Below are 23,614 nucleotides of genomic sequence, written 5' to 3' on the forward strand. Positions count from 1 at the left end.
GACAAAGGCCGCCAGTGTAAGGGAGGCGCCGGAGCGGCGAAACCGCGAGGATTACTCCTCGGCCAGCGCCAGGCGCCGGCGTACTTCCTCGACCAGTTGATCGGGCTGGAACTTGGAGAGGAAGGCGTTGCAGCCCACCTTTTTCACCATGGCTTCGTTGAAGCTGCCCGACAGCGAGGTGTGCAGCACCACATAGAGGTCGGCGAGCCGCGAATCCTGGCGGATCTCGGTGGTCAGGCGATAGCCGTCCATTTCCGGCATCTCGGCATCGGTCAGGACCATCAGCAGCTTCTCGGTCAGCACCACGCCCTCGTCGGCCCAGGCCTTGAGCTTGCGCAGGGCCTGCAGGCCATCGGTGGCGACGTGGAATTTCAGATCCAGCTGCACCAGGGTGTCGCGCAGCTGGCCGATGGCGGTGCTGGAGTCGTCCACCAGCAGCACCTCGCGACCGCGAGCCTTGGCCAGCAGCGGATCGGCCAGGCGCTCCTGGGAGACCTTGACGTTGTAGGGGGCGATCTCGGCCAGCACCTTTTCCACGTCGATCACCTCCACCAGACGGTCTTCGATGCGGGTGATGGCGGTCAGGTAGTGCTGGCGTCCAGCGCCGCCGGGCGGAGCCTGGATGCTGTCCCAGTTGAGGTTGATGATGCGATCGACGCTGCCGACCAGGAAGGCCTGCACCGAGCGGTTGTACTCGGTAACGATGATGGTGCTGTTCTCGTCGGGCGTGATGGGTCGCATGCCGATGGCGGCGGCCAGATCGATCACCGGCAGGGTCTGACCCCGCAGGTGGACGACGCCGCAGATCATCGGATGGCGCTTGGGCATCTGGGTCAGGCGCGGCAGCTTGAGGACTTCCTGCACCTTGAACACGTTGATGGCGAACATCTGCCGGCTGGACAGCTGAAACATGAGAATTTCCAGACGATTCTCGCCAACCAGCTGGGTGCGTTGATCGACGGTGTCGAGAATGCCGGCCATGGAAAGTCCACTCCAAAGATAAGTCAGGTCACAGGCTATCGGCGGCAGCGGTCGATTCTTGAGGCCCGGAAACAGCGAAGCCGCCCAACAGGCGGCTTCGCTCGAACAGCTGCGGATCAGGCGCGTGGCAGGGTCACGCCGCGCTGGCCCTGGTACTTGCCGCCGCGATCCTTGTAGGAGACCTCGCAGGCCTCGTCGGACTGCAGGAACAGCATCTGGGCCACGCCCTCGTTGGCGTAGATCTTGGCCGGCAGGGTCGTGGTGTTGGAGAACTCCAGGGTCACGTGGCCTTCCCACTCGGGCTCCAGCGGGGTGACGTTGACGATGATGCCGCAGCGGGCATAGGTGCTCTTGCCCAGGCAGATGGTCAGGACGTCGCGCGGGATGCGGAAGTATTCCACGGTGCGGGCCAGGGCGAAGGAGTTCGGCGGAATGATGCAGACGTCGCTGACCACGTCGACGAAGCTCTTGTCGTCGAAGTTCTTCGGGTCCACCACCGCCGAATGGATGTTGGTGAACACCTTGAATTCGTTGGCGCAGCGCACGTCGTAGCCGTAGCTGGACACCCCGTAGGAGATCACCCGGCTGTCGTCCGCACCGCGCATCTGGCGCTCGACGAAGGGCTCGATCATGCCGTGCTCCTGGGCCATGCGGCGAATCCACTTGTCCGATTTGATGCTCATGGCAGGTCTAGCTCCGGGGCGAAAAATTGACCGCGCATTGTATTGGATAGCGGCGCGGTCTCAAAGGCGAACGCACGAAATCAGTCGTCGCTGACGGTGATGGTCGGCATGCCGCCGCCGGCCTGGCCGCCCTGGGCGATGCGGGCGCCGACCTTGCGCGCCAGTTCCTGGTAGATCAGCGCGATCTGGCTGTCGGGATCGGCGATGGCGGTGGGACGTCCGGCGTCGGCCTGCTCGCGGATGGCCATGGCGAGCGGCAAGGAAGCCAGGAGATCCACGCCGTACTGCTCGGCCAGCTTGCTACCGCCGCCTTCGCCGAACAGGTGCTCGGCGTGGCCGCAGTTGGAGCAGATGTGCACCGCCATGTTCTCCACCACCCCGAGCACCGGGATGTTGACCTTCTGGAACATCTCCACACCCTTCCTGGCGTCCAGCAGGGCCAGGTCCTGGGGCGTGGTGACGATCACCGCGCCGGCCACTGGCACCTTCTGCGCCAGGGTCAGCTGGATATCGCCGGTGCCCGGCGGCATGTCAATCACCAGGTAGTCAAGGTCGTTCCAGGCGGTCTGGGTGATCAGTTGGATCAGGGCGCCGGAGACCATCGGGCCACGCCAGGCCACCGGGGTCTTGTCATTGGTCAGGAAGGCCATGGACATGACCTCGACACCATGGGCCTGCAGCGGGATGAACCACTTCTCGTCGCGCACCTCGGGCCGGGTGCCCTCGGCGAAACCGAACATGATGCCCTGGCTGGGGCCATAGATGTCGGCGTCCAGCACGCCGACCCGGGCCCCTTCGCGGGCCAGCGCCAGGGCCAGGTTGGCGGCGGTGGTGGACTTGCCCACCCCGCCCTTGCCCGAGGCCACGGCAATGATGTTCTTGACGTTGCCCATGGCCTCCAGCTGCGGCTGGGCGGCGTGAGGCGCGATGAGGCAATCGACCTGGATCTCGGCGGTCTCGACCCCGGGCACGTTCTCCAACGCGGTCTTGAGCACCTGGGCCAGGCCACCCTTGAACAGTCCGGCGGCATAGCCCAGCTCGAAGCGGGCGCGCACCCTGCCACCGTCCAGCGCGAGGTCGCGCAGGGCGCCGGCGCTGAGCAGGTCCTGTTCGAGATAGGGATCGTGATACTGGCGCAGCGCGGCCTCGATGGCCTCGCGAGTCGGAGCGGTCATGCGGACTCCCGGAAACAGCGGATAGGAAAGAGAAGCTGCGGCCTATGCTACCCACTGTCCTTGCTAAAGCCTATCCACGCGGCGCTACACTCCCGGCTTTCCCCTCGCCCGTGGAGTCCTGCGTGAACGCCTCTTCCCTGCACATCAGTTCCACCTTCGACAGCGGCGCCGTCGAGGTGCTGTCCCTGGCCGATCACGCGGACATCCGCCTGCGCATCCGCCCGGACACCGCCTCGCCCTTCACCCAGTGGTTCCATTTCCGTCTCGAAGGCGCCCGCGGCCTGCCCTGCCAGCTGAGCTTCGACAACGCCGGCGAGTGCGCCTACCCAGAGGGCTGGCGCGACTATGGCGTGGTCGCCAGCTATTGCGGCCAGGAGTGGTTCCGCATTCCCAGCCGCTATGACGGCAAGACCCTGAGCTGGACCGTCACCCCGGAACACGACAGCCTGTTCTTCGCCTATTTCGAACCCTATCCGGAGAGCCGTCACCTGGCCTTCATGGGCGAGGCGCAACGCCATCCCGCCGTCCGTCTGGAAACCGTCGGCCGTTCGCTGCTGGGACGTTCGCTGGACCTGCTGCGCATCGGCACCCCAGGCGCTGGCAAGAAGAACATCTGGATCATCGCCCGCCAGCACCCCGGTGAGCCCATGGCCGAGTGGTTCGTCGAAGGCCTGCTGCGCCGCCTGCTCGGCCTGGGCGAACACCAGGGCGACCCGGTCGGTGCCAAGCTGCTGGAGCATGCGGTACTGCACGTGGTGCCCAACATGAATCCCGACGGCTCGGCGCTGGGCAATCTGCGCACCAACGCCGCCGGCGCCAACCTCAACCGCGAATGGCTGGAGCCGGACGAAGGACGCAGTCCCGAGGTGCTGGCGGTACGCCGCGCCATCGCCGCGAGCGGCTGCGACCTGTTCCTCGACATCCACGGCGACGAGGCCCTGCCCTATGTCTTCGTCGACGGCTGCAACGGTCTGCCCACCTTCGGCGAGCGCGAGGAAGCCGAGCAGCAGGCCTTCCTGCAGCGCTTCCAGCGCGCCAGCCCGGATTTCCAGACCCGGTACGGCTATCCCCGCGGTCATTTCGGCAGCGAGACCCTCAAGCTCGCCACCAAGTACGTCGGCTATACCCATGGCTGCCTGGCCCTGACCCTGGAGCTGCCATTCAAGGACAACGCCAACGATCCCCGCCCGGACGTCGGCTGGAACGGTGCCCGCAGCGCCGCCCTGGGCGCGGCCATGGTCAGCGCTCTTTACTGGCAACTGGCCGATCTCTAGGCCAGCTCCAGTCATCGCCCATCCCCACGGATGAAACCGACCGGCCATTTCGCTATGATGGTCGGTCAATTTATCAGCGCCGCGATCCAGCCAAGACCATGACCGAGCCCCGCAAGATTCTCGTCACCAGCGCCCTGCCCTATGCCAACGGCTCCATCCATCTCGGCCACATGGTCGAGTACATCCAGACCGACATCTGGGCCCGCTTCCAGCGGCTGCGCGGCAACCAGTGCATCTATGTCTGCGCCGACGACGCCCACGGTTCGGCCATCATGCTGCGCGCCGAGCGCGAGGGCATCACGCCCGAGCAGCTGATCGACAACGTCAAGCGCGAGCACAGCGCCGACTTTGCCGACTTCGGCGTGGCCTTCGACAACTTCCACTCTACCCACGCGGAAGAGAATCGCGAGCTGTCGCGCGCCATCTACCTGAAGCTGCGCGAGAAGGGCCATATCGCCACCCGGCCGGTCACCCAGTATTTCGACCCGGACAAGCAGATGTTCCTGGCCGACCGCTTCATCAAGGGCACCTGCCCCAAGTGCGGCAGCGCCGACCAGTACGGCGACAACTGCGAGAAGTGCGGCGCCACCTATGCGCCCACCGAACTGAAGGATCCCAAGTCGGCCATCTCCGGCGCGACCCCGGTGCTGCGTGAATCCGAGCACTTCTTCTTCAAGCTTCCCGACTTCGCCGAGATGCTCAAGGGCTGGACCCGCAGCGGTGCCCTGCAGGAATCGGTGGCCAACAAGATCGCCGAATGGCTGGACGCCGGGCTGCAGGAATGGGACATCTCCCGGGATGCGCCCTACTTCGGCTTCGAGATCCCCGACGCTCCGGGCAAGTACTTCTATGTCTGGCTGGACGCGCCCATCGGCTACATGGCCAGCTTCAAGAATCTCTGCGATCGTCGCGACGACCTGGACTTCGACGCCTACTGGAACAAGGACAGCACCGCCGAGCTGTACCACTTCATCGGCAAGGACATCGTCAACTTCCATGCGCTGTTCTGGCCGGCCATGCTCGAAGGCGCCGGCTACCGCAAGCCGACCGCGCTGAGCGTCCACGGTTTCCTCACCGTCGACGGCCAGAAGATGTCCAAGTCCCGCGGTACCTTCATCAAGGCGCGCACCTACCTGGATCACCTGAATCCCGAATACCTGCGCTACTACTTCGCCGCCAAGCTCTCTCGCCACGTCGAGGACATCGACCTGAACCTCGAGGACTTCGTGCAGAAGGTCAATTCCGACCTGGTGGGCAAGGTGGTCAACATCGCCAGCCGCTGCGCCGGCTTCATCCACAAGGGCAATGCCGGCCTGCTGGTGGACGCCCAGGCCGCGCCCGAGCTGGAAGCCGCCTTCCGCGCCGCCACGCCCAGCATCGCCGAGGCCTACGAGACCCGTGACTTCGGCCGCGCCATGCGCGAGATCATGGCCCTGGCCGACCGCGCCAACGCCTGGATCGCCGACCAGGCGCCCTGGAGCCTGGCCAAGCAGGACGGCAAGGCCGACGAAGTGCAGGCCATCTGCGCCCAGGGCATCGAGCTGTTCCGCCAGCTGGCGATCCTGCTCAAGCCGGTACTGCCCAACCTGACCGCCGCCGCCGAGGCCTTCCTCAACGTCGCCCCCCTGACCTGGGCCGACCTCGACACCCGCCTGGCCAATCATCAGCTCAACGCCTTCCAGCCCCTGCTCACCCGCATCGAACCCGCCAAGGTGCAGACCATGATCGACGCTTCCAAGGAAGACCTGGCTGCCCAGGCCGCTCCCCAGCCCGCCGGCAATGGCGAACTGAGCAAGGCCCCGCTGGCCGAGACCATCGACTTCGATACCTTTTCCAAGGTCGACCTGCGCATCGCCCTGATCGAGAAAGCCGAATTCGTCGAAGGCGCCGACAAGCTCCTGCGCCTGACCCTGGACATCGGCGATGCCAAGCGAAACGTCTTCTCCGGCATCAAGAGCGCCTACCCGGAGCCGAGCCAGCTCGAAGGCCGCCTGACCCTGTACGTCGCCAACCTCGCGCCTCGCAAGATGAAGTTCGGCGTCTCCGAAGGCATGGTCCTGGCCGCCGGCCCCGGCGGCAGCGAGATCCACCTGCTCAGTCCCGACAGCGGCGCCAAGCCCGGCCAGCGGGTGATGTGACAGCAACGGCGCCGAGAGCCTGCTCAAAGGCGAGCGAGCTAGCGACAAACAAGGCGAACATGGCTGAGGAAGCGGAGTTTACAAAGCGTAAATGAGCATTCCGAAGCCATTTTCAACGCAGTTTGGCCGACGCGCAGCCGACTTTGAGCAGGCTCTCAGGGCGCCGTTCTTCCTCCAGCCCCGACCCTGATCATGAACGCTCACGCCACCCTCATCACCGCCATCGACGCCCTGCTGCCGCAGACCCAGTGCGGCAAATGCGGCCACCCCGGTTGCCAGCCCTATGCGGCGGGCATCGCCGCGGGTGAGGCGCACAACAAGTGCCCGCCCGGTGGCGCGGCCACCATCCTGGAACTCTCGACCCTGCTCCAGCGCCCGACGCTGCCCCTGGACTCGCCTTATCCGGTCACACCCAGCCAGCGCGCGGTGATCCGCGAGGATGAATGCATCGGCTGCACCAAGTGCATCCAGGTCTGCCCCACCGATGCCATCCTGGGCGCGGCCAAGCTGATGCACACGGTGATCGAGAACGAATGCAGCGGTTGCGAGCTGTGCCTGGCACCCTGCCCGGTGGACTGCATCGATCTGGTGGCGGTCCCGGCACCGGTCGACCGCACGGCGGAGCGTCAGCGCGCGCACTACTATCGGCGCCGCTTCGACGCCCGCCAGTCCCGCCTGCAACGGGACCGCGAACGACTGGACGCCGAGCGCCAGCGCCGTCAGGTGCCACCTGCGACCGCCACGGCTGCAGAGCCCCTCGCCACGGCGGAATCCTCACTCAAGCCGCTGAAGATCGCTGCCGCCATGGCGCGTGTCGCCCTGCAGAAGGCCGAGCGGCAATTGGTCCAGTACGGTACGCCCGCGTTGGAAACCCAGGTGCAGCAGTTGCGTGAAGCGGCCCAGCAGGCGCAGACGGCCCTCGACAGGGCGCAGCAGGGGCCCGCCAGCGCCAGTGCGCCGGCCCTGGCGCAGCCGTCCGCCGACCCCGCTGCGCTCAGGCAGGCGCGGATCGCTGCCACCCTGGCACGCGCCCAGCTGACCAAGGCCGAGCGGGCCTTCGGTAGCGAGCCCACACCCCCGCAGAGCGCCCAGCTGGAAACCCTGCGCAGCGCCGCTCAGCAGGCGGCTCACCACCTCACGGCCTTGGAAGAGCGAACCGACCGATGAATGCCGCCAAACGCCTGGAGATCTTTCGCCGGCTGCACGAGGACAACCCCGATCCCAAGACGGAATTGGCCTACGCCTCGCCGTTCGAGCTGCTGATCGCGGTGATCCTCTCGGCCCAGGCCACCGACGTCAGCGTCAACAAGGCCACCGCCCGCCTCTATCCGGTGGCCAACACGCCCCAGGCCATCCTGGACCTGGGCGTGGCGGGATTGTCGGAGTACATCAAGACCATCGGGCTCTACAACAGCAAGGCCAAGAACGTCATCGAGACCTGCCGGCTGCTGCTGGAACGCCATGGCGGTGCGGTGCCCGAGACCCGCGAGGAACTGGAGGCCCTGCCCGGCGTGGGGCGCAAGACCGCCAACGTAGTGCTCAACACCGCTTTCCGTCAGCTCGCCATGGCGGTGGATACCCATATCTTCCGCGTCAGCAACAGAACCAATCTCGCCCCGGGCAAGAACGTGGTGGAGGTCGAGCTCAAGCTGCTCAAGGTGGTGCCGAAGGATTTCCTGCTGGATGCCCACCACTGGCTGATCCTGCACGGCCGCTATGTCTGCCAGGCGCGCAAGCCCCGCTGCGGCAGCTGCCGCATCGAGGATCTCTGCGAATACAAGGCAAAAACCTCTGACGATTGAAAAAGGGCGCACCAAAGCCCTTTGGCGATTGAAAAAATCTTTTTTACCGGCCCTTGCTTTGTCGCTATAAGGTGCGCGAAAAGGTCCGCAGCCCCGTCGATGACTGGCGTGTGACCCTGTCCAGCCTTGCCGGAGTTACCCATGGCCGAAGACAAAAGCGACATCGATGTAGACGAAGATTTCGAGACCGATGGCGAGACGCCTGAAACCGTCGAGCCCATCGTCATCAGCAAGACCAATCTGACCAAGCGGCGTCTGATCGACGACATGCTCGAAGAGCGTCGCCTGAAGCGGCAGATCTCCGAGTACGACTTCGATCTGTAGCCCATGAAAAACCCCAGCCGAGGCTGGGGTTTTGCGTTGCGCGGCGACCCTTACAGCAGGGTACGACCCTTGCCAGCAGCGATGCGCATGCGCAGGGCGTTGAGCTTGATGAAGCCCGCCGCGTCGGCCTGGTTGTAGGCGCCGCCGTCTTCTTCGAAGGTGGCGATGTTGGCATCGAACAGCGACTCGTCGGACTTGCGGCCGACAACGATGACGTTGCCCTTGTACAGCTTCAGGCGTACCACGCCGTTCACGCTGGCCTGGGAGGCGTCGATCATCTTCTGCAGCATCAGCCGCTCGGGGCTCCACCAGTAGCCGGTGTAGATCAGGCTGGCGTACTTGGGCATCAGCTCGTCCTTGAGGTGAGCCACCTCGCGGTCGAGGGTGATGGACTCGATGGCGCGGTGGGCCTTGAGCATGATGGTGCCGCCAGGCGTCTCGTAGCAGCCACGGGACTTCATGCCGACGTAGCGGTTCTCGACAATGTCCAGGCGACCGATGCCGTTCTCGCCGCCGATGCGGTTCAGTTCGGCCAGCACGGTGGCCGGGCTCAGCTCCTGGCCGTCGATGGCGACGATGTCACCATTGCGGTAGGTCAGCTCGAGGTAGGTCGGGGTGTCCGGCGCGGCTTCCGGAGACTTGGTCCAGCGCCACATGTCTTCTTCGTGCTCGGTCCAGGTGTCTTCCAGCACGCCGCCCTCGTAGGAGATGTGCAGCAGGTTGGCGTCCATGGAGTACGGCGACTTCTTCTTGCCGTGGCGCTCAATCGGGATCTGGTGCTTTTCGGCGTAGTCCATCAGCTTCTCGCGGGACAGCAGGTCCCACTCGCGCCAGGGTGCGATCACCTTGACGCCCGGCTTGAGCGCATAGGCGCCCAGCTCGAAACGCACCTGGTCGTTGCCCTTGCCGGTGGCGCCGTGGGAGATGGCGTCGGCGCCGGTCTCGTTGGCGATCTCGATCAGGCGCTTGGCGATCAGCGGACGGGCAATGGAGGTACCCAGCAGGTACTCGCCTTCGTAGACGGTGTTGGCACGGAACATCGGGTAGACGAAGTCGCGGACGAACTCTTCGCGCAGGTCGTCGATGTAGATTTCCTTGACGCCCATGGCCTTGGCCTTGGCGCGTGCCGGTTCGACTTCCTCGCCCTGGCCGAGGTCAGCGGTGAAGGTCACCACTTCGCAGTTATAGGTATCCTGCAGCCACTTGAGGATCACCGAGGTGTCCAGGCCGCCGGAATACGCCAGGACTACCTTCTTCACATCCGCCATGCCGTTCGCTCCCGTGTGTTGCGTTGAGTCGGAAAGCGACAATTCTACTGGTCGCCTCGCTGCTTTTACAGGGGCGCGACGCACTCTGATGTCTGGGCGACATGCGGTCGGGGCGGATCAGCCCTTGGGCTTGGCCGGCGGTGCCGGGGTGGGCGCCGGCGGTTCGGCCGGATTGGCCGCGGTGCTGGTGGTTGCCGCAGCTGGAGGCTCGGCGCTTGGCGGCACCCGCGAGAACACCAGGGTCACCCGGCGATTGAGCGCGCGATTGGCCCTGCTGCTGTTGGGCGCCACGGGGTACTGCTCGCCAAAGAAGCGCAATTCGATCTGCTCCGCGGCGAAGCCCTTGCTCTTGAGGTACTCCATCACCGCGATGGCGCGCAGCCGGGACTCCTGGCGGTTATCCAGGCGCGTGCCCTGGTTGTCGCTGTAGCCCGAGACGATGACGTGATTGACCGTCGGATCGGCCTTCAGGTACTCATCGATGAGATCGAGCTTGGCCTTGGCCAGATCGTCCAGGGTATCCCCGCCGCCCGGAAAATTGACCTGGGAATGGCGGATCTGCTCGAAATTGACCGCCAGCAGCTTCTGGGTACAGGCCTGGAACTGCTGGTAGGCCGGCTCGAAGCGCACCGGCAGCAGCCGGACCTCGACCCGGTCGTCCAGGGCGCCCGCGCGACTGACCTGGGGCATGCGCCCTTCCATCAACCCCGCCAGCAGCCGCTGCGCCTGCTGCGCGCTGGTGGCCAGCGCCTGCTCGCCCTCGACGACCTTGACCGAGCCGAGGCTGATATCGCCCAGCCCCGGCTTCCAGGGCACCGCCGCCGCCTTCAGGCTGGCACTGCCCGCCGGCAGCCACTGACCATTGGGCCGTAGCTCGAACACCGTGGACTCGCCCGCGCGACGCAGGAAGCCGCCGCTGCCGAAACGAGGAATGGGCTGCAGCAGGCGACAGGCGAAGATGTCGCCCTCGACCTTCCATTCCACGCTCTCGAGCCGGCTCTGGAAGGTCATCCCCCAGGCCGGCACGGCAAGCAGCAGAGAGGAAAGGACGAGGTAACGCGGGCGCACGTCGGACTCCGGAAAGAAAAAGTACCTGGGCTTCTTATCGGTCGGAGGCGCGGAAAACTTGAGTACGGTCCCGCCGCACGGATGCCGGCTACCCCCTTTTCCGGTAGCATTTCCCCACTTTCCCGCAGCCTGGAATCCCGCATGACCGACCGGATCACCCTTGCCCGTCCCGATGACTGGCACATTCACCTGCGCGACGGCGCCGCCCTGCCGCAGACCGTCGCCGACGCTGCCCGGGAATTCGGTCGCGCCATCGTCATGCCCAACCTGGTGCCACCGGTGCGCAATGCCGAGCAGGCCGCCGCCTACCGCGCGCGTATCCTGGCCGCGCGCCCGGCCGGCAGCCGCTTCGAACCGCTGATGGTGCTCTATCTCACCGACCGCACCAGCCCGGAAGAGGTACGCAGCGCCAAGGCCAGCGGCTTCGTGCACGCCGCCAAGCTCTATCCGGCCGGCGCCACCACCAATTCCGATTCCGGCGTGACCTCGCTGGACAACCTCTTTCCCACCCTGGAAGCCATGGCCGAGATCGGCCTGCCGCTGCTGGTGCACGGCGAGGTCACCCATGCCGAGGTGGACGTCTTCGACCGCGAGAAGAAATTCATCGACGAGCACCTGGTGCGTATCGTCCAGCGCTTCCCGACGCTGAAGGTGGTGTTCGAGCACATCACCACCGGTGATGCCGCTGCCTTCGTGCGCGAGGCCCCGGCCAACGTCGGTGCCACCATCACCGTCCACCACCTGCTGTACAACCGCAACCACATGCTGGTGGGCGGGATCCGGCCGCACTTCTATTGCCTGCCGATCCTCAAGCGCAACACCCACCAGAGCGCCCTGCTGGACGCCGCCACCAGTGGCAATCCCAAGTTCTTCCTCGGCACCGATTCGGCACCCCATGCCCGTCACGCCAAGGAAGCGGCCTGCGGCTGCGCCGGCTGCTACACCGCCTACGGCGCCCTGGAGCTCTATGCCGAGGCCTTCGAGAGCCGCAATGCCCTCGACCGTCTGGAAGGCTTCGCCAGCCATTTCGGCGCCGACTTCTACGGCCTGCCGCGGAATACCGAGACCGTCACCCTGGTCCGCGAGGACTGGCAGGCCCCCACCTCCCTGCCCTTCGGTGACCACGAGGTGATTCCGCTGCGCGCCGGCGAGACCCTGCGCTGGCGTCTGGAGGTGGGCGCATGAGCATGGACGAGACCTTCAGCGAGGAACTGGACGCCAGCCAGCCGATGTCCGACTCGCGCATCCCCATGGCGCGCCGCTTCCGTGGCTACCTGCCGGTGGTGGTGGATGTCGAGACCGGTGGCTTCAATGCCGCCACCGATGCCCTGCTGGAAATCGCCGCCACTACGGTGGCCATGGACGAGGACGGAGTGCTCTATCCGGATCACACCTACTTCTTCCGCGTCGAACCCTTCGCCGGCGCCAATATCGAGCCGGCGGCGCTGGAGTTCACCGGCATCAAGCTCGACCATCCGCTGCGCATGGCGGTGGGCGAGGAGCAGGCGCTCAGCGAGATCTTCAAGGGCGTGCGCAAGTCGCTCAAGGCCAACGGCTGCAAGAGAGCCATCCTGGTCGGTCACAACAGCAGCTTTGACCTGGGCTTTCTCAATGCCGCTGTGCTGCGCTGCGGCCTGAAGCGCAATCCCTTCCACCCCTTCTCCAGCTTCGATACCGCCACCCTGGCCGGCCTGGCCTATGGTCAGACGGTGCTGGCCAAGGCCTGCCAGGCCGCCGGTATCGAGTTCGATAACCGCGAAGCCCACTCGGCCCGCTACGACACCGAGAAGACCGCCGAGCTGTTCTGCGGCATCGTCAATCGCTGGCGGGAGATGGGCGGCTGGGTCGATCTCGACTGACCGTCCGTCGCCCGCCCTGCCGTTAATGAGATTTTGCCGCCTACAACTTTGACAATCATTCTCATTGTCATTAGCTTTGGCGGCACCTCCACTCATACAGCAGGCGATCCATGTACGTGTGTCTTTGCCGTGGCGTGACCGACAAGCAGATTCGCGAAGCCATCTATGAGGGCTGCTGCAGTTATCGGGAAGTCCGGGAAAGCACGGGTTGCGCCACCCAGTGCGGCAAGTGCGCCTGCCTCGCCAAGCAGGTGGTCAAGGAAACCCTCGGTGAGCTGCACGGCGCCCAGCAGCTCGCCTATGCGCTGGACGTCCCACGCGCCTGAGCGATACCCCTGCAAAAAAAGCCGGACCTTGCGTCCGGCTTTTTTATTGTCTAATCAAACGCTTACGGAAAGGATGGAAAAGCTTTCGATTACCGTTCGATTTTCGTCGATTTTTCAACAACTTAAGCTTTTGACAAAGGGCCCTCCCACGCTCAGACTGCCGGCAATCCCACCCGATTTGCAGGTCCGGCCATGAAAGGCGATATCACCGTCATCCAGCATTTGAACAAGATCCTCGGCAACGAACTGGTGGCCATCAACCAGTATTTCCTGCACTCGCGGATGTACAACGACTGGGGTATCCGCAAGCTGGGTCATCACGAGTACAAGGAATCCATCGACGAGATGAAGCACGCCGATCGCCTGATCGAGCGCATCCTGTTCCTGGAAGGCCTGCCCAACCTGCAGGACCTGGGCAAGCTGATGATCGGCGAGAACACCCAGGAGATGATCCAGTGCGACCTGCGCCTGGAAATCAGCGCCGTGGCCGACCTGCGTGAAGCCATCACCTACTGCGAGAGCGTCCGGGACTATGTGAGTCGCGACATGCTCAAGAGCATTCTCGAATCCGAGGAAGAACATATCGACTGGCTGGAGACCCAGCTGAGCCTCATCGCCAGCGTCGGGATCGAGAACTACATCCAGTCGCAGATGCACGACGACGATTGATCGGGCAGCCGCCCATAAAAAAAGCCCGCACGCTGCGGGCTTTTTTCATGGGCCAGGGACTCAGGCGTCCTTGGTTTCCACGGCCTGCTTGATCAGGGTCTGCAACTCGCCCTTCTCATAAAGCTCGGCCAGGATATCGCTGCCGCCGACCAGCTCACCGCCGACCCACAGCTGGGGGAAGGTCGGCCAGTTGGCGTACTTGGGCAGGTTGGCGCGGATTTCCGGATTCTGCAGGATGTCGACATAGGCGAATTTTTCGCCACAGGCCATCAGCACCTGAGCGGCGCGGGAAGAGAAGCCGCACTGAGGCGCGTTCGGCGAACCCTTCATGTAGAGCAGCACGGGATTGTTGGCAATCTGGTCTTTGATGGTATCGATGATTTCCACGATGCACCTCGCTAATACGGTGGGACGATTGTAACGGAAAGGCCGGTGGAACGCCGGGATTTCCGCGACGTCCAGCCCATGACAGGCGCGGCTCGACCTGCAAATCGACCACGCTCCGGCACCACCGTTCGCCGCCATGACCACGATCCGGCGCGCCGCCGAGCAAACTTTGCGGACGCGGCCGTGGTCAGGTTAAGGGTAGGCGCCGCTCGGTAAGCCTGATCCAAGACCCCCAGGAGAACTCCATGAGCCTGTTCAGCACCATCCTATCCAAGCTCGGCATCGGTGAAGCCCACGCGGACACCCCTGCCGCCGCGCCCACTACCGGTGCCACCGAGACCACCACGCCCGCCGGTAGCACCGCCCCCGCAGGTGCTGGCAACCATATGAGCCAGGTGGACGTCGCCGCCAAGCTGGATGGCCTGGCCGCTCAGAAAGGCGAGCAACTCAACTGGAAGACCTCCATCGTCGACCTGCTCAAGCTCCTCGACCTGGACAGCAGCCTGACCGCCCGCCAGGAACTGGCCAAGGAACTGAACTGCCCGGCCGACAAGCTGGGCGACTCCGCCCAGATGAACATGTGGCTGCACAAGGCCGTCCTGCAGAAGCTGGCAGACAACGGCGGCAACGTTCCCGCCGACCTGCTGTAAGGCTACCGCCAACTGATCCGTCTCGGGCCAGCCGCCCTGCCCGAAGGGCCTGGCCTGCGATGGTGGTAAAATGCGACATGAACTTATACCATTTCGCCTTTGGTCTTTCCGCCGTTTGAAACGGCATGCTCTCAGGTTCGCCGCGTCCTCCATGGACGGCCGTTACCGGGACGGGACGCTAGGGTAACGAAATGACGGTTCGCCACTTTCTCTCTTTCATGGACTGTTCCCCCGAGGAACTCCGGCAACTCATCGCACGCGGCATCGAGCTCAAGGCCCTGCGCAACCGGGGTGTGCTGCACGAGCCCCTGCGCAATCGCGTCCTGGGCATGATCTTCGAAAAGGCCTCGACCCGTACCCGCCTTTCTTTCGAGGCCGGCATGATCCAGCTCGGCGGCCAGGCGATCTTCCTCTCTTCCCGTGATACCCAACTTGGTCGCGGCGAACCTGTCCCGGACAGCGCCCGCGTCATGTCGAGCATGCTCGACGGCGTGATGATCCGTACCTATGCCCACGAGATGCTCACCACCTTCGCCGCCAATTCCAGGGTGCCGGTAATCAATGGCCTGTCGGATGATCTGCACCCCTGCCAGCTGCTCGCCGACATGCAGACCTTCTTCGAACACCGGGGCGACATCCGCGGCAAGACCGTGGCCTGGATCGGCGATGGCAACAACATGTGCAACAGCTACATCGAGGCGGCCGAGCAGCTCGACTTCAGCCTGCGCATCGCCTGCCCGGAAGGCTATGAGCCCAATCCGCGCTTCCTCGAACGCGCCGGCGACCGCGTGCAGCTGACCCGGGATCCACGCGAGGCGGTGGCCCAGGCCCACCTGGTCAGTACCGACGTCTGGACCTCCATGGGCCAGGAAGAGGAAACCCGCCTGCGCCTGGCGGCCTTCAAGCCCTACCAGGTCACCGCCCAACTGCTCGATGGCGCCGCGCCCGATGTGCTGTTCATGCACTGCCTGCCGGCCCACCGCGGGGAAGAGATCAGCCACACCCTGCTGGACGATGCCCGCGCGGTGGTCTGGGACGAAGCCGAAAATCGCCTGCATGCCCAGAAGGCGCTGCTCGAATTTCTCATCAAGCCGCCGCTGCACGCCTGAACCCGGCAGAAGCCTCGGCTGCGTCAGGCAGTCGAGGCCCTTTCGCTACAGCAACAGCTGTCCACGCAGCACCGTCACCGCCCGCCCGGCGATACTGACCCGGTCGCCCTCCAGTCGACACCTGAGCTGTCCGCCACGGGCCGAAAGCTGCTGGGCGGTGAGCATCCGCTTGGCCAGTCGTCGCGACCAGTAGGGAATCAGGCTGCAATGCGCCGAACCGGTGACGGGATCTTCATCCACACCCACTGCCGGGGCGAAGAAGCGCGAAACGAAGTCCACCTCCTGCCCCCGCGCGGTCACGATGACGCCTTGCCAGGGGAGCCGGGCGATGGCCGCCAGGTCCGGCTTGCAGTCACGCACCGCCTGCTCCGACTCCAGCAGCACCAGCAGCTTGTCCGCCGCCAGGGCATCCACCGGCGAGACCCGCAGGGCACGTTCCAGCTCGGGAGTCACCCCCTGCTCCGTGGGCACCAGCGCGGGGAAATCCAGCGCCAGCAGTCCATCGGCTTCGCGAAACACCCGCAGGACGCCCGACTGACTGATGAACTCCAGGCGATCACCCGCTTCGCCATAGATTTCGAACAGGATGTGCGCGGCAGCCAGGGTGGCATGACCGCACAGGGGTACCTCGGTCCGCGGGGTAAACCAGCGGATGCGCCAGGTGTCCTCCTCCCACACCACGAAGGCGGTTTCCGAAAGATTGTGCTCGGTGGCGATCCGCTGCAGCAGCTCATCGGCCGGCCAGCTGTCCAGGCGGTAGACCGCGGCGGGATTGCCACGGAAGAACTGATCGGTGAAGGCATCGACCTGATGAAATTCTAGGGGCATGCGCGCTACCTGAGCAGAAGAAGAGAAACAGCAAGCATCGACGTCGCACGGGCACCCGGCCTCTGATGATCCCTGACAGCAACGGCTATACCTTGAGACCTGCCAACCGGCCGGTTGTCGCCAGAAGTCCTATGACCAAAATAGCAGGCGGCGTCGCATCGGCAATGAATTGTCGAACGTCGTCACTGTTTTTGCGCTCAGGAGCTTTGACAGCTTTCATATTTGAAATTAGATTTTCGGTTGCGAACAAATGGCTCTCCGGCCACCTATAAATACAACAACCACGAGGCTCCTCCATGAGTACTCTTCCGGCTCCAACGCTACGCGGTCAATGCATCGCCGAATTCCTCGGCACAGCCCTACTCATCTTTTTCGGTACCGGTTGCGTGGCGGCCGCGAAGGTCGGCGGCGCTACTCTCGGCCTCTGGGAGATCAGTATCATCTGGGGCGTCGGCGTGAGCATGGCGGTCTACCTGTCCGCCGGTGTCTCCGGCGCGCATCTCAGTCCGGCCGTCACCATCGCTCTCTGGCTGTTCGGTGGCTTCGAAAGACGCAAGGTCCCGGCCTACATCCTGGCCCAGGTGGCCGGCGCCTTCTGCGGTGCGGCGCTGGTCTACGGCCTCTACAGCAGCCTGTTTTTCGATTATGAACAGGCCCATCACATGGTCCGCGGCAGCCAGGCGAGCCTGGAGCTGGCCGGCGTCTTCTCCACCTATCCCCATCCGTCCCTGTCGGTTGGCCAGGCCTTCCTGGTCGAAGCCGTCATCACCGCCATCCTGCTGGCCATGATCATGGCCCTCACCGACGACGGCAACGGCCTGCCCCGTGGCCCGCTCGCACCCCTGCTGATCGGCCTGCTGATCGCCGTGATCGGTGGCTCCATGGGTCCGCTGACCGGCTTCGCCATGAACCCGGCTCGCGATTTCGGACCCAAGCTGATGACCTTCTTTGCCGGCTGGGGCGAGATCGCCTTCACCGGTGGCCGCGACATCCCCTACTTCCTGGTGCCCATCTTCGGCCCCATCGTCGGTGCCTGCCTGGGCGCCGCCGGTTACAAGGCGCTGATCTGCCGCCATCTGCCCGGCCTGGCTTCGGGTGCCTGCGACGTCCCGGCCAAGGCCGAGGACAGTGCCCGCACCGAAGTGACCTCCGCCTCCAAAGCGTCCTGATCGCCGCGAATCACAATAAGGAACAAGACCATGACCGACCAGAACAAGCAGTACATCGTCGCGCTCGACCAGGGCACCACCAGCTCGCGCGCCATCGTGCTGGACCGCAACGCCAACGTGGTGACCATCGCCCAGCGCGAATTCGCGCAGATCTACCCGCAGGCCGGCTGGGTCGAGCACGACCCCATGGAGATCTGGGCCACCCAGAGCGCGGTGTTCGTCGAGGCGCTGGCCCAGGCCAGCATCAGCAACGAGCAGATCGCCGCCATCGGCATCACCAACCAGCGCGAAACCGCCATCGTCTGGGACAAGACCACCGGTCGTCCCATCTACAACGCCATCGTCTGGCAGAGCCGCCAGAGCACCGCGATCTGCGACCAGCTCAAGCGCGACGGCATGGAAGACCATATCCGCAAGACCACCGGCCTGGTGATCGACCCCTATTTCTCGGGCACCAAGATCAAGTGGATCCTCGATCATGTCGAAGGCAGCCGTGAACGCGCCCGCCGCGGCGAGCTGCTGTTCGGCACCGTCGATACCTGGCTGATCTGGAAGATGACCCAGGGTCAGGCCCACGTGACCGACTACACCAACGCCTCGCGCACCCTGCTGTTCGATATCCACAAGCGCGAGTGGGACGCCACCATGCTCGAGGTGCTGGACATCCCGCGCGAGATGCTGCCGGAAGTGAAGTCCTCCTCCGAGGTCTATGGGCACGCGCACCTGGGCAGCGGCCAGACCACCGGCATCCCCATCGCCGGTATCGCCGGCGACCAGCAGGCGGCGCTGTTCGGCCAGATGTGCGTGGAACCCGGCCAGGCCAAGAACACCTATGGCACCGGTTGCTTCCTGCTGATGAACACCGGCGAGAAGGCGGTACAGTCCCAGCACGGCCTGCTGACCACCATCGCCTGCGGCCCCCGCGGCGAGGTCAACTACGCCCTGGAAGGCGCCATCTTCAACGGTGGCTCCACCGTCCAGTGGCTGCGCGACGAACTCAAGGTGATCAACGACTCCCTGGACTCCGAGTACTTCGCCACCAAGGTGACCGACAGCAACGGCGTCTACCTGGTCCCGGCCTTCACCGGCCTGGGCGCGCCCTACTGGGATCCCTATGCCCGCGGTGCGCTGTTCGGCCTGACCCGTGGCGTCAAGGTGGACCACATCATCCGCGCCACCCTGGAATCCATCGCCTTCCAGACCCGCGATGTGCTGGATGCCATGCAGCAGGACGCCGGCGAAGCCCTGAAGTCCCTGCGGGTGGACGGCGGCGCCACCGCCAACAACTTCCTCATGCAGTTCCAGTCGGACGTGCTCGGTACCCGGGTCGAGCGGCCGGTAATGAAGGAGACCACCGCCCTTGGCGCGGCCTACCTGGCCGGTCTCGCCACCGGTTTCTGGAGCAGCCTGGACGAGTTGCGCAGCAAGAGCACCATCGAACGGGTCTTCGAACCGGCATGCGACCCGACCAAGAGAGACACCCTGTACAAGGGCTGGAAAAAGGCCGTCGAGCGCACCCGCGGCTGGGCCCTGGACTGAGTGACTCCGTTGCGGAAGGTGCCGGCGGTTGCCCGGCGGCCTTCCGGACGGCTCTCCATGAGACCGGCGTCTTCCGACGCCGGTCTTGCTTTGCGCGACAAGCGCTTTCCACCCGGAAAGACCTACGGCATCCTCTGTGAATTTACTCGATCACCTCAAGGAAGCCGCAATGAGCCTGGCGCCTCGCCAACAGCAGATTCTCGAACTGGTCCGTGAGCGCGGCTACGTCAGCATCGAAGAGCTGGCCCAGCATTTCTCCGTCACCCCGCAGACGATCCGCCGCGATATCAACCAGCTCGCCGAGGCCGGCCTGCTGCGGCGCTACCATGGCGGCGCTGCCCACGACTCCAGCGTGGAGAACACCGAATACAGCATGAGGGCCGGCCAGATGCGCGAGGAAAAGCGCCTGATCGCCGAAGCCGTGGCCGCCGCCGTACCCGACCATGCCTCGCTGTTCATCAATATCGGCACCACCACCGAGGCCATCGCCCATGCCCTGCTCGGGCATCGCAGCCTCAAGGTCATCACCAACAACCTGCACGTGGCCAACATCCTCAGCGCCAAGGACGACTTCGACGTCCTGATCGCCAGCGGCAAGGTGCGCAGCGACGGCGGCGTGGTGGGCCAGGCGACCGCCGACTTCATCAAGCAGTTCAAGGTCGACTACGCCCTGGTTGGCATCAGCGGCATCGACGAAGACGGCACCCTGCTGGACTTCGACTACCAGGAGGTCTGCGTGTCCCAGGCCATCATCCATAACGCCCGCCAGGTGTTTCTCGCCGCCGACTCCAGCAAGTTCGGCCGCAATGCCATGATCCGCCTGGGCAGCCTGGAACAGATCGACCAGCTCTTCACCGAGCGCGAGCCGTCAACCGCCTTCGCCCGCTGCCTGCAGGAATGGCAGGTCAAGGTGGAAGTGGCGCGCCCGCGCTGACCCTCCGAGGCGACGACCATTCGTCGCCTGGCTTCTCTCTATATTCGTTTTTTTTCGTTTTAGCGGTCTGAAGACACAGACCTGGCTAGAACCTGAGTTTTTGCTGGGCTATTATGTTCGAAACCGAATAATTATGTTCGTTTCACAGGAGGCACCATGGCCCAGGCACCCACTGCAACTCCCCGGACTTACGATCTCGCCGTCATTGGCGGTGGCATCAACGGCGTAGGCATCGCGGCCGATGCCGCCGGTCGGGGTCTGTCGGTGTTTCTCTGTGAACGCGACGACCTGGCGAGCCATACCTCGTCCGCCAGCAGCAAGCTGATCCACGGCGGCTTGCGCTACCTGGAACATCACGAATTCCGTCTGGTACGCGAAGCCCTTGCCGAGCGTGAGGTGCTGCTGGCCAAGGCACCCCATATCGTCAAGCCGATGCGCTTCGTCCTGCCCCACCGCCCGCACCTGCGCCCGGCGTGGATGATCCGAGCCGGTCTCTTCCTTTATGACCACCTTGGCAAGCGCGAAAAGCTGCCAGGTTCCCGTGGCCTGAAGTTCGATGCCCAGGGGCCGCTCAAGGCCGAGATCAAGCGCGGCTTCGAATATTCCGATTGCTGGGTGGACGATGCCCGTCTGGTGGTGCTCAACGCCATGCAGGCGCGTGACAAGGGTGCCAACATCGTGACCCGCACCCGCTGTGTCAGCGCCCGTCGCGTCGAGGGTCACTGGGAGGTCGAGGTCGAAGGTCCTCAGGGTCGTCAGCAGATCCGTGCCAAGGGCCTGGTCAACGCCGCCGGCCCCTGGGTCGCCAGCTTCATTCGCCAGGACCTGCAGCAGAAATCGCCTTACGGGATCCGCCTGATCCAGGGCAGCCATGTCATCGTGCCCAAGCTGTACGAAGGCGAGCAGGCCTACATCATGCAGAACGAAGACCGTCGCATCGTCTTCGCCATTCCCTATCTCGGCCAGTACACCATGGTCGGCACCACGGATCGCGAGTACCAGGGCGATCCGGCCAAGGTGACCATCACCGAACAGGAAATCGACTACGTGCTGGGCGTGGCCAATGCCCACTTCCGCAAGCAACTCAGCCGCAACGACGTCCTGCATACCTTCTCCGGCGTACGCCCGCTGTGCGACGACGAATCGGACAACCCTTCCGCCATCACCCGCGACTACACCCTGTCGCTGGCCGAGGAGCAGGGTGCCCCGCTGCTGTCGGTGTTCGGTGGCAAGCTGACCACCTACCGCAAGCTCGCCGAGTCGGCGATGGCGCAGTTGCAGCCCTTCTTCCCGCAGCTGGGCAACAGCTGGACCGCATCGGCACCGCTGCCCGGTGGCGAGCACATGACCACACCCCAGGCGCTGACCCGCGAGTTGCTGGACAAGGTCAGTGGTCTGACGCCGGCCCTCGCGCAGCGTTGGGCAACCACCTATGGCAGCCGGGTCTGGACCCTGCTCGGTGACGGACGCTCGGTGGAGACGCTGGGCAAGGTGATAGGTGCCGACCTGTACGCGCGGGAAGTCGAGTACCTGCAACGATACGAGTGGGTCACCAGTGCCGATGACGTGCTCTGGCGGCGGACCAAGCTGGGCCTGGTATTCAGCGATGCCGAACGGGCTGCGCTGGAAGACTTCCTGGCGCATTCGGAACCGGCCCAGGACAGCAAGGACAGCAACGCCGCCTGAGTGGGGTTCTGGTCTGTCCTCGGGCGGGCAATCTGGTCGGGGGCACTCGATTCATCAATCGCACTGGATTCTGCAGCGGCTGGCGTGGCGGAAGATGGCCAGTACCATGAAAAGTCTTCATGATGCGGCTTTACTTCCAGCGCCAGTGCCATGTTCGAACTCCGTCACCTGAAAACCCTGCATGCTCTCCGCGAATCCTCCAGCCTGGTGGAAGCGGCGGAGCGTTTGCACCTGACCCAATCCGCCCTCTCCCATCAGTTCAAGGAACTGGAAGAGCGCCTGGGTACCCCACTGTTCATCCGCAAGACCAAGCCCATCCGCTTCACCAGTGCCGGCCTGCGGCTGCTGCAGACCGCGGACGCGGTGTTGCCGCATCTGCGCAGTGCCGAGCGGGACCTGGCGCGGCTGGTGGGCGGGACCGCGGGACGGCTGCACATGGCCATCGAATGCCACAGCTGCTTCCAGTGGCTGATGCCCACCATCGACCAATTCCGTGATTCCTGGCCGGAAGTGGAGCTGGACCTGGCCTCCGGGTTCTCCTTCGCGCCCCTGCCGGCCCTGGCCCGAGGCGATCTGGATCTGGTGGTGACGGCCGATCCGGTGGACCTTTCGGGCGTCACCTACGTGCCACTGTTCACCTACGAGGCCCTGCTGGCGGTGGCCAACCAGCATCCGCTGGCGCAGCGTCCCTATATCGTCCCTGAGGACCTCGCCCAGGAAACGCAGATCACCTATCCGGTGGAGCGCGATCGACTGGATATCTTCACCCGCTTTCTCGATCCGGCCGACGTCGAGCCGTTGTCGATACGCACGGCGGAGATGACGGTGATGATGCTGCAGCTGGTGGCGTCGGGTCGTGGCGTCTGCTGCCTGCCCAACTGGGCGATTCACGAATACAGCTCACGCGGCTATGTCACCGCGCGCCGACTCGGTGAGAAGGGGCTGTATGCGACGCTCTATGCGGCGATCCGCGAAGACATGCTGGAGGCGCCTTTCATGCAGGATTTCCTGCTGACCGCCAAGGACACCTCCTTCGCCACCCTGGAAGGGGTCAGCAGCGCGCGCTGAGTCGGCGCGCTGCTCGCGAGGGGCTTACTTGCTGTTGCCACCCGGGAAGCCGGCGAACTTCTTGTTGAAGCTCGAGACACGACCTTCGACCTTCATCTGGCGCTGCTCGCCGGTGTAGATCGGGTGGGAGGCGCTGGATACGTCCAGACTGATGTAGGGATAGGTCTCCCCTTCGTATTCCTGAGTCCGATCGCTCTCGGCAGTGGAGCGGATCAGGAAGTAGGTGTCCGAGGTGGTGTCGTGGAACAGCACGGGACGGTAGTTGGGATGGATACCGGGTCTCATGAGGCGTCTCCTGGTCTGGGGCGGCGACGACGACAGGTCATCGCTGGGCCCGATAAAGATACATTATAACATAAACAAGTCAGTTTGACAGCCGCACCTGTGACGGTGGCGGCAGCCACGGGCTTTTCGATGGAACCATCCGCCGCGCCCGGGGCTCGTAACCTGAGGCCCTGACCGGCGGCACCCCACCCTCTCTGAGACCTGCTGTCGGTCAATGCGTGCGTTCAGACCTGGAGCGCCAGACAGACGACCTGTCCGCTCCACGCCTCCCACACGCACCGCGCCCCTGCATTGGCTTCTCAAGGATCGCGAGAAGTCCACACGCATTGGATGCGCACGCCGGGTTCGGGATTGAACTCACCGCGCCGCATCCCAAGGATTCAAGAGGCACA

The 23,614-nt window shown here is 64.5% G+C and carries 23 protein-coding genes and 1 pseudogene; 16 read left to right on the top strand and 8 right to left on the bottom strand.

Annotation, left to right across the window (positions count from 1 at the left end):
* Positions 1-51 precede the first annotated feature (51 nt).
* The 3 genes from PVZ72_RS20820 to apbC form a co-directional block, all read right to left on the bottom strand.
* Complete coding sequence (locus tag PVZ72_RS20820; protein ID WP_273862911.1) at positions 52-981, bottom strand: chemotaxis protein CheV; 930 nt, start codon at positions 979-981, stop codon at positions 52-54.
* Positions 982-1,097: 116 nt separating this feature from the next.
* Positions 1,098-1,664 (bottom strand): dCTP deaminase, encoded by a 567-nt coding sequence (dcd, locus tag PVZ72_RS20825; protein ID WP_007162761.1) that lies wholly within the window; start codon positions 1,662-1,664, stop codon positions 1,098-1,100.
* An 80-nt stretch (positions 1,665-1,744) separates the two neighbouring features.
* Positions 1,745-2,839: an iron-sulfur cluster carrier protein ApbC gene (gene apbC / locus PVZ72_RS20830; protein WP_273862912.1), complete on the bottom strand. Its 1,095-nt coding sequence runs from the start codon at positions 2,837-2,839 to the stop codon at positions 1,745-1,747.
* Between the two features lie 122 nt (positions 2,840-2,961).
* Between apbC and PVZ72_RS20835 the strand changes: the two genes are divergently transcribed.
* The 5 genes and pseudogenes from PVZ72_RS20835 to PVZ72_RS20855 all read left to right on the top strand — a co-directional run bounded on the left by PVZ72_RS20835 (position 2,962) and on the right by PVZ72_RS20855 (position 8,377).
* On the top strand, positions 2,962-4,113 hold the full coding sequence (locus tag PVZ72_RS20835; protein ID WP_273862913.1) for a M14 family metallopeptidase: 1,152 nt from the start codon (positions 2,962-2,964) through the stop codon (positions 4,111-4,113).
* Between the two features lie 98 nt (positions 4,114-4,211).
* Entirely contained in the window at positions 4,212-6,251 is a 2,040-nt protein-coding gene (gene metG / locus PVZ72_RS20840) for a methionine--tRNA ligase (protein ID WP_273862914.1), read from the top strand.
* Between the two features lie 171 nt (positions 6,252-6,422).
* Positions 6,423-7,418 (top strand): annotated as a pseudogene (locus PVZ72_RS20845) (RnfABCDGE type electron transport complex subunit B); the annotation flags it as partial.
* Positions 7,415-8,053, top strand: coding sequence for an endonuclease III (gene nth, locus PVZ72_RS20850; protein ID WP_093249298.1), 639 nt, complete (start codon positions 7,415-7,417; stop codon positions 8,051-8,053). The pseudogene PVZ72_RS20845 and the gene nth, both read left to right, overlap by 4 nt.
* Positions 8,054-8,194: 141 nt before the next feature.
* Positions 8,195-8,377 carry a PA3496 family putative envelope integrity protein gene (locus PVZ72_RS20855; protein ID WP_064307213.1) on the top strand — a complete coding sequence of 61 codons (183 nt, stop codon included), beginning with the start codon at positions 8,195-8,197 and terminating at the stop codon, positions 8,375-8,377.
* Between the two features lie 50 nt (positions 8,378-8,427).
* On the opposite strand, the gene PVZ72_RS20860 is transcribed toward PVZ72_RS20855, so the two are convergent.
* On the bottom strand, positions 8,428-9,645 hold the full coding sequence (locus PVZ72_RS20860) for an argininosuccinate synthase (RefSeq protein WP_133859418.1): 1,218 nt from the start codon (positions 9,643-9,645) through the stop codon (positions 8,428-8,430).
* 117 nt (positions 9,646-9,762) lie between these two features.
* Positions 9,763-10,713, bottom strand: coding sequence for a flagellar protein MotY (locus PVZ72_RS20865; protein ID WP_273862915.1), 951 nt, complete (start codon positions 10,711-10,713; stop codon positions 9,763-9,765).
* A 141-nt stretch (positions 10,714-10,854) separates the two neighbouring features.
* Here PVZ72_RS20865 and pyrC point away from each other — a divergent pair, with 141 nt between their 5' ends.
* The 4 genes from pyrC (at position 10,855) to bfr (ending at position 13,567) form a co-directional block, all read left to right on the top strand.
* Positions 10,855-11,898 (top strand): dihydroorotase, encoded by a 1,044-nt coding sequence (pyrC, locus tag PVZ72_RS20870; RefSeq protein WP_273862916.1) that lies wholly within the window; start codon positions 10,855-10,857, stop codon positions 11,896-11,898.
* Between the two features lie 2 nt (positions 11,899-11,900).
* Complete coding sequence (gene rnt / locus PVZ72_RS20875) at positions 11,901-12,572, top strand: ribonuclease T (protein ID WP_273862925.1); 672 nt, start codon at positions 11,901-11,903, stop codon at positions 12,570-12,572.
* Positions 12,573-12,682: 110 nt separating this feature from the next.
* On the top strand, positions 12,683-12,898 hold the full coding sequence (locus PVZ72_RS20880; RefSeq protein WP_007162750.1) for a bacterioferritin-associated ferredoxin: 216 nt from the start codon (positions 12,683-12,685) through the stop codon (positions 12,896-12,898).
* A gap of 192 nt (positions 12,899-13,090) precedes the next feature.
* A complete protein-coding gene (gene bfr, locus PVZ72_RS20885; RefSeq protein ID WP_017640309.1) occupies positions 13,091-13,567 on the top strand; it encodes a bacterioferritin in 477 nt (158 codons plus the stop codon).
* Between the two features lie 60 nt (positions 13,568-13,627).
* Here bfr and grxD read toward each other — a convergent pair whose 3' ends face one another.
* Positions 13,628-13,954, bottom strand: coding sequence for a Grx4 family monothiol glutaredoxin (gene grxD, locus PVZ72_RS20890; RefSeq protein ID WP_017640308.1), 327 nt, complete (start codon positions 13,952-13,954; stop codon positions 13,628-13,630).
* Positions 13,955-14,199: 245 nt separating this feature from the next.
* On the opposite strand from grxD, the gene PVZ72_RS20895 reads away from it, so the two are divergent.
* The gene (locus PVZ72_RS20895; RefSeq protein ID WP_273862917.1) at positions 14,200-14,604 is read left to right on the top strand and encodes a DUF3597 domain-containing protein; all 405 of its coding nucleotides are present in this window, start codon (positions 14,200-14,202) and stop codon (positions 14,602-14,604) included.
* 191 nt (positions 14,605-14,795) lie between these two features.
* Positions 14,796-15,713, top strand: coding sequence for an ornithine carbamoyltransferase (gene argF, locus PVZ72_RS20900; RefSeq protein WP_273862918.1), 918 nt, complete (start codon positions 14,796-14,798; stop codon positions 15,711-15,713).
* A gap of 45 nt (positions 15,714-15,758) precedes the next feature.
* Here argF and PVZ72_RS20905 read toward each other — a convergent pair whose 3' ends face one another.
* Positions 15,759-16,541 (bottom strand): PhzF family phenazine biosynthesis protein, encoded by a 783-nt coding sequence (locus PVZ72_RS20905; protein ID WP_273862919.1) that lies wholly within the window; start codon positions 16,539-16,541, stop codon positions 15,759-15,761.
* 296 nt (positions 16,542-16,837) lie between these two features.
* On the opposite strand from PVZ72_RS20905, the gene PVZ72_RS20910 reads away from it, so the two are divergent.
* The 5 genes from PVZ72_RS20910 to metR all read left to right on the top strand — a co-directional run bounded on the left by PVZ72_RS20910 (position 16,838) and on the right by metR (position 22,937).
* Complete coding sequence (locus tag PVZ72_RS20910) at positions 16,838-17,710, top strand: MIP/aquaporin family protein (protein WP_133859426.1); 873 nt, start codon at positions 16,838-16,840, stop codon at positions 17,708-17,710.
* A 30-nt stretch (positions 17,711-17,740) separates the two neighbouring features.
* On the top strand, positions 17,741-19,249 hold the full coding sequence (gene glpK, locus PVZ72_RS20915; RefSeq protein WP_187978971.1) for a glycerol kinase GlpK: 1,509 nt from the start codon (positions 17,741-17,743) through the stop codon (positions 19,247-19,249).
* 169 nt (positions 19,250-19,418) lie between these two features.
* Positions 19,419-20,183: a DeoR/GlpR family DNA-binding transcription regulator gene (locus PVZ72_RS20920; protein WP_187978970.1), complete on the top strand. Its 765-nt coding sequence runs from the start codon at positions 19,419-19,421 to the stop codon at positions 20,181-20,183.
* Positions 20,184-20,339: 156 nt separating this feature from the next.
* The gene (glpD, locus tag PVZ72_RS20925) at positions 20,340-21,869 is read left to right on the top strand and encodes a glycerol-3-phosphate dehydrogenase (protein ID WP_273862920.1); all 1,530 of its coding nucleotides are present in this window, start codon (positions 20,340-20,342) and stop codon (positions 21,867-21,869) included.
* Between the two features lie 150 nt (positions 21,870-22,019).
* Positions 22,020-22,937, top strand: a complete 918-nt coding sequence (metR, locus tag PVZ72_RS20930; protein ID WP_059227569.1) for a transcriptional regulator MetR — start codon at positions 22,020-22,022, stop codon at positions 22,935-22,937.
* Between the two features lie 24 nt (positions 22,938-22,961).
* Here metR and PVZ72_RS20935 read toward each other — a convergent pair whose 3' ends face one another.
* On the bottom strand, positions 22,962-23,222 hold the full coding sequence (locus PVZ72_RS20935) for a type B 50S ribosomal protein L31 (protein WP_133859431.1): 261 nt from the start codon (positions 23,220-23,222) through the stop codon (positions 22,962-22,964).
* Positions 23,223-23,614: the final 392 nt, after the last annotated feature.

Source organism: Pseudomonas sp. LA5 (assembly GCF_028640825.1).
Taxonomy (GTDB): domain Bacteria; phylum Pseudomonadota; class Gammaproteobacteria; order Pseudomonadales; family Pseudomonadaceae; genus Chryseomonas; species Chryseomonas aestiva.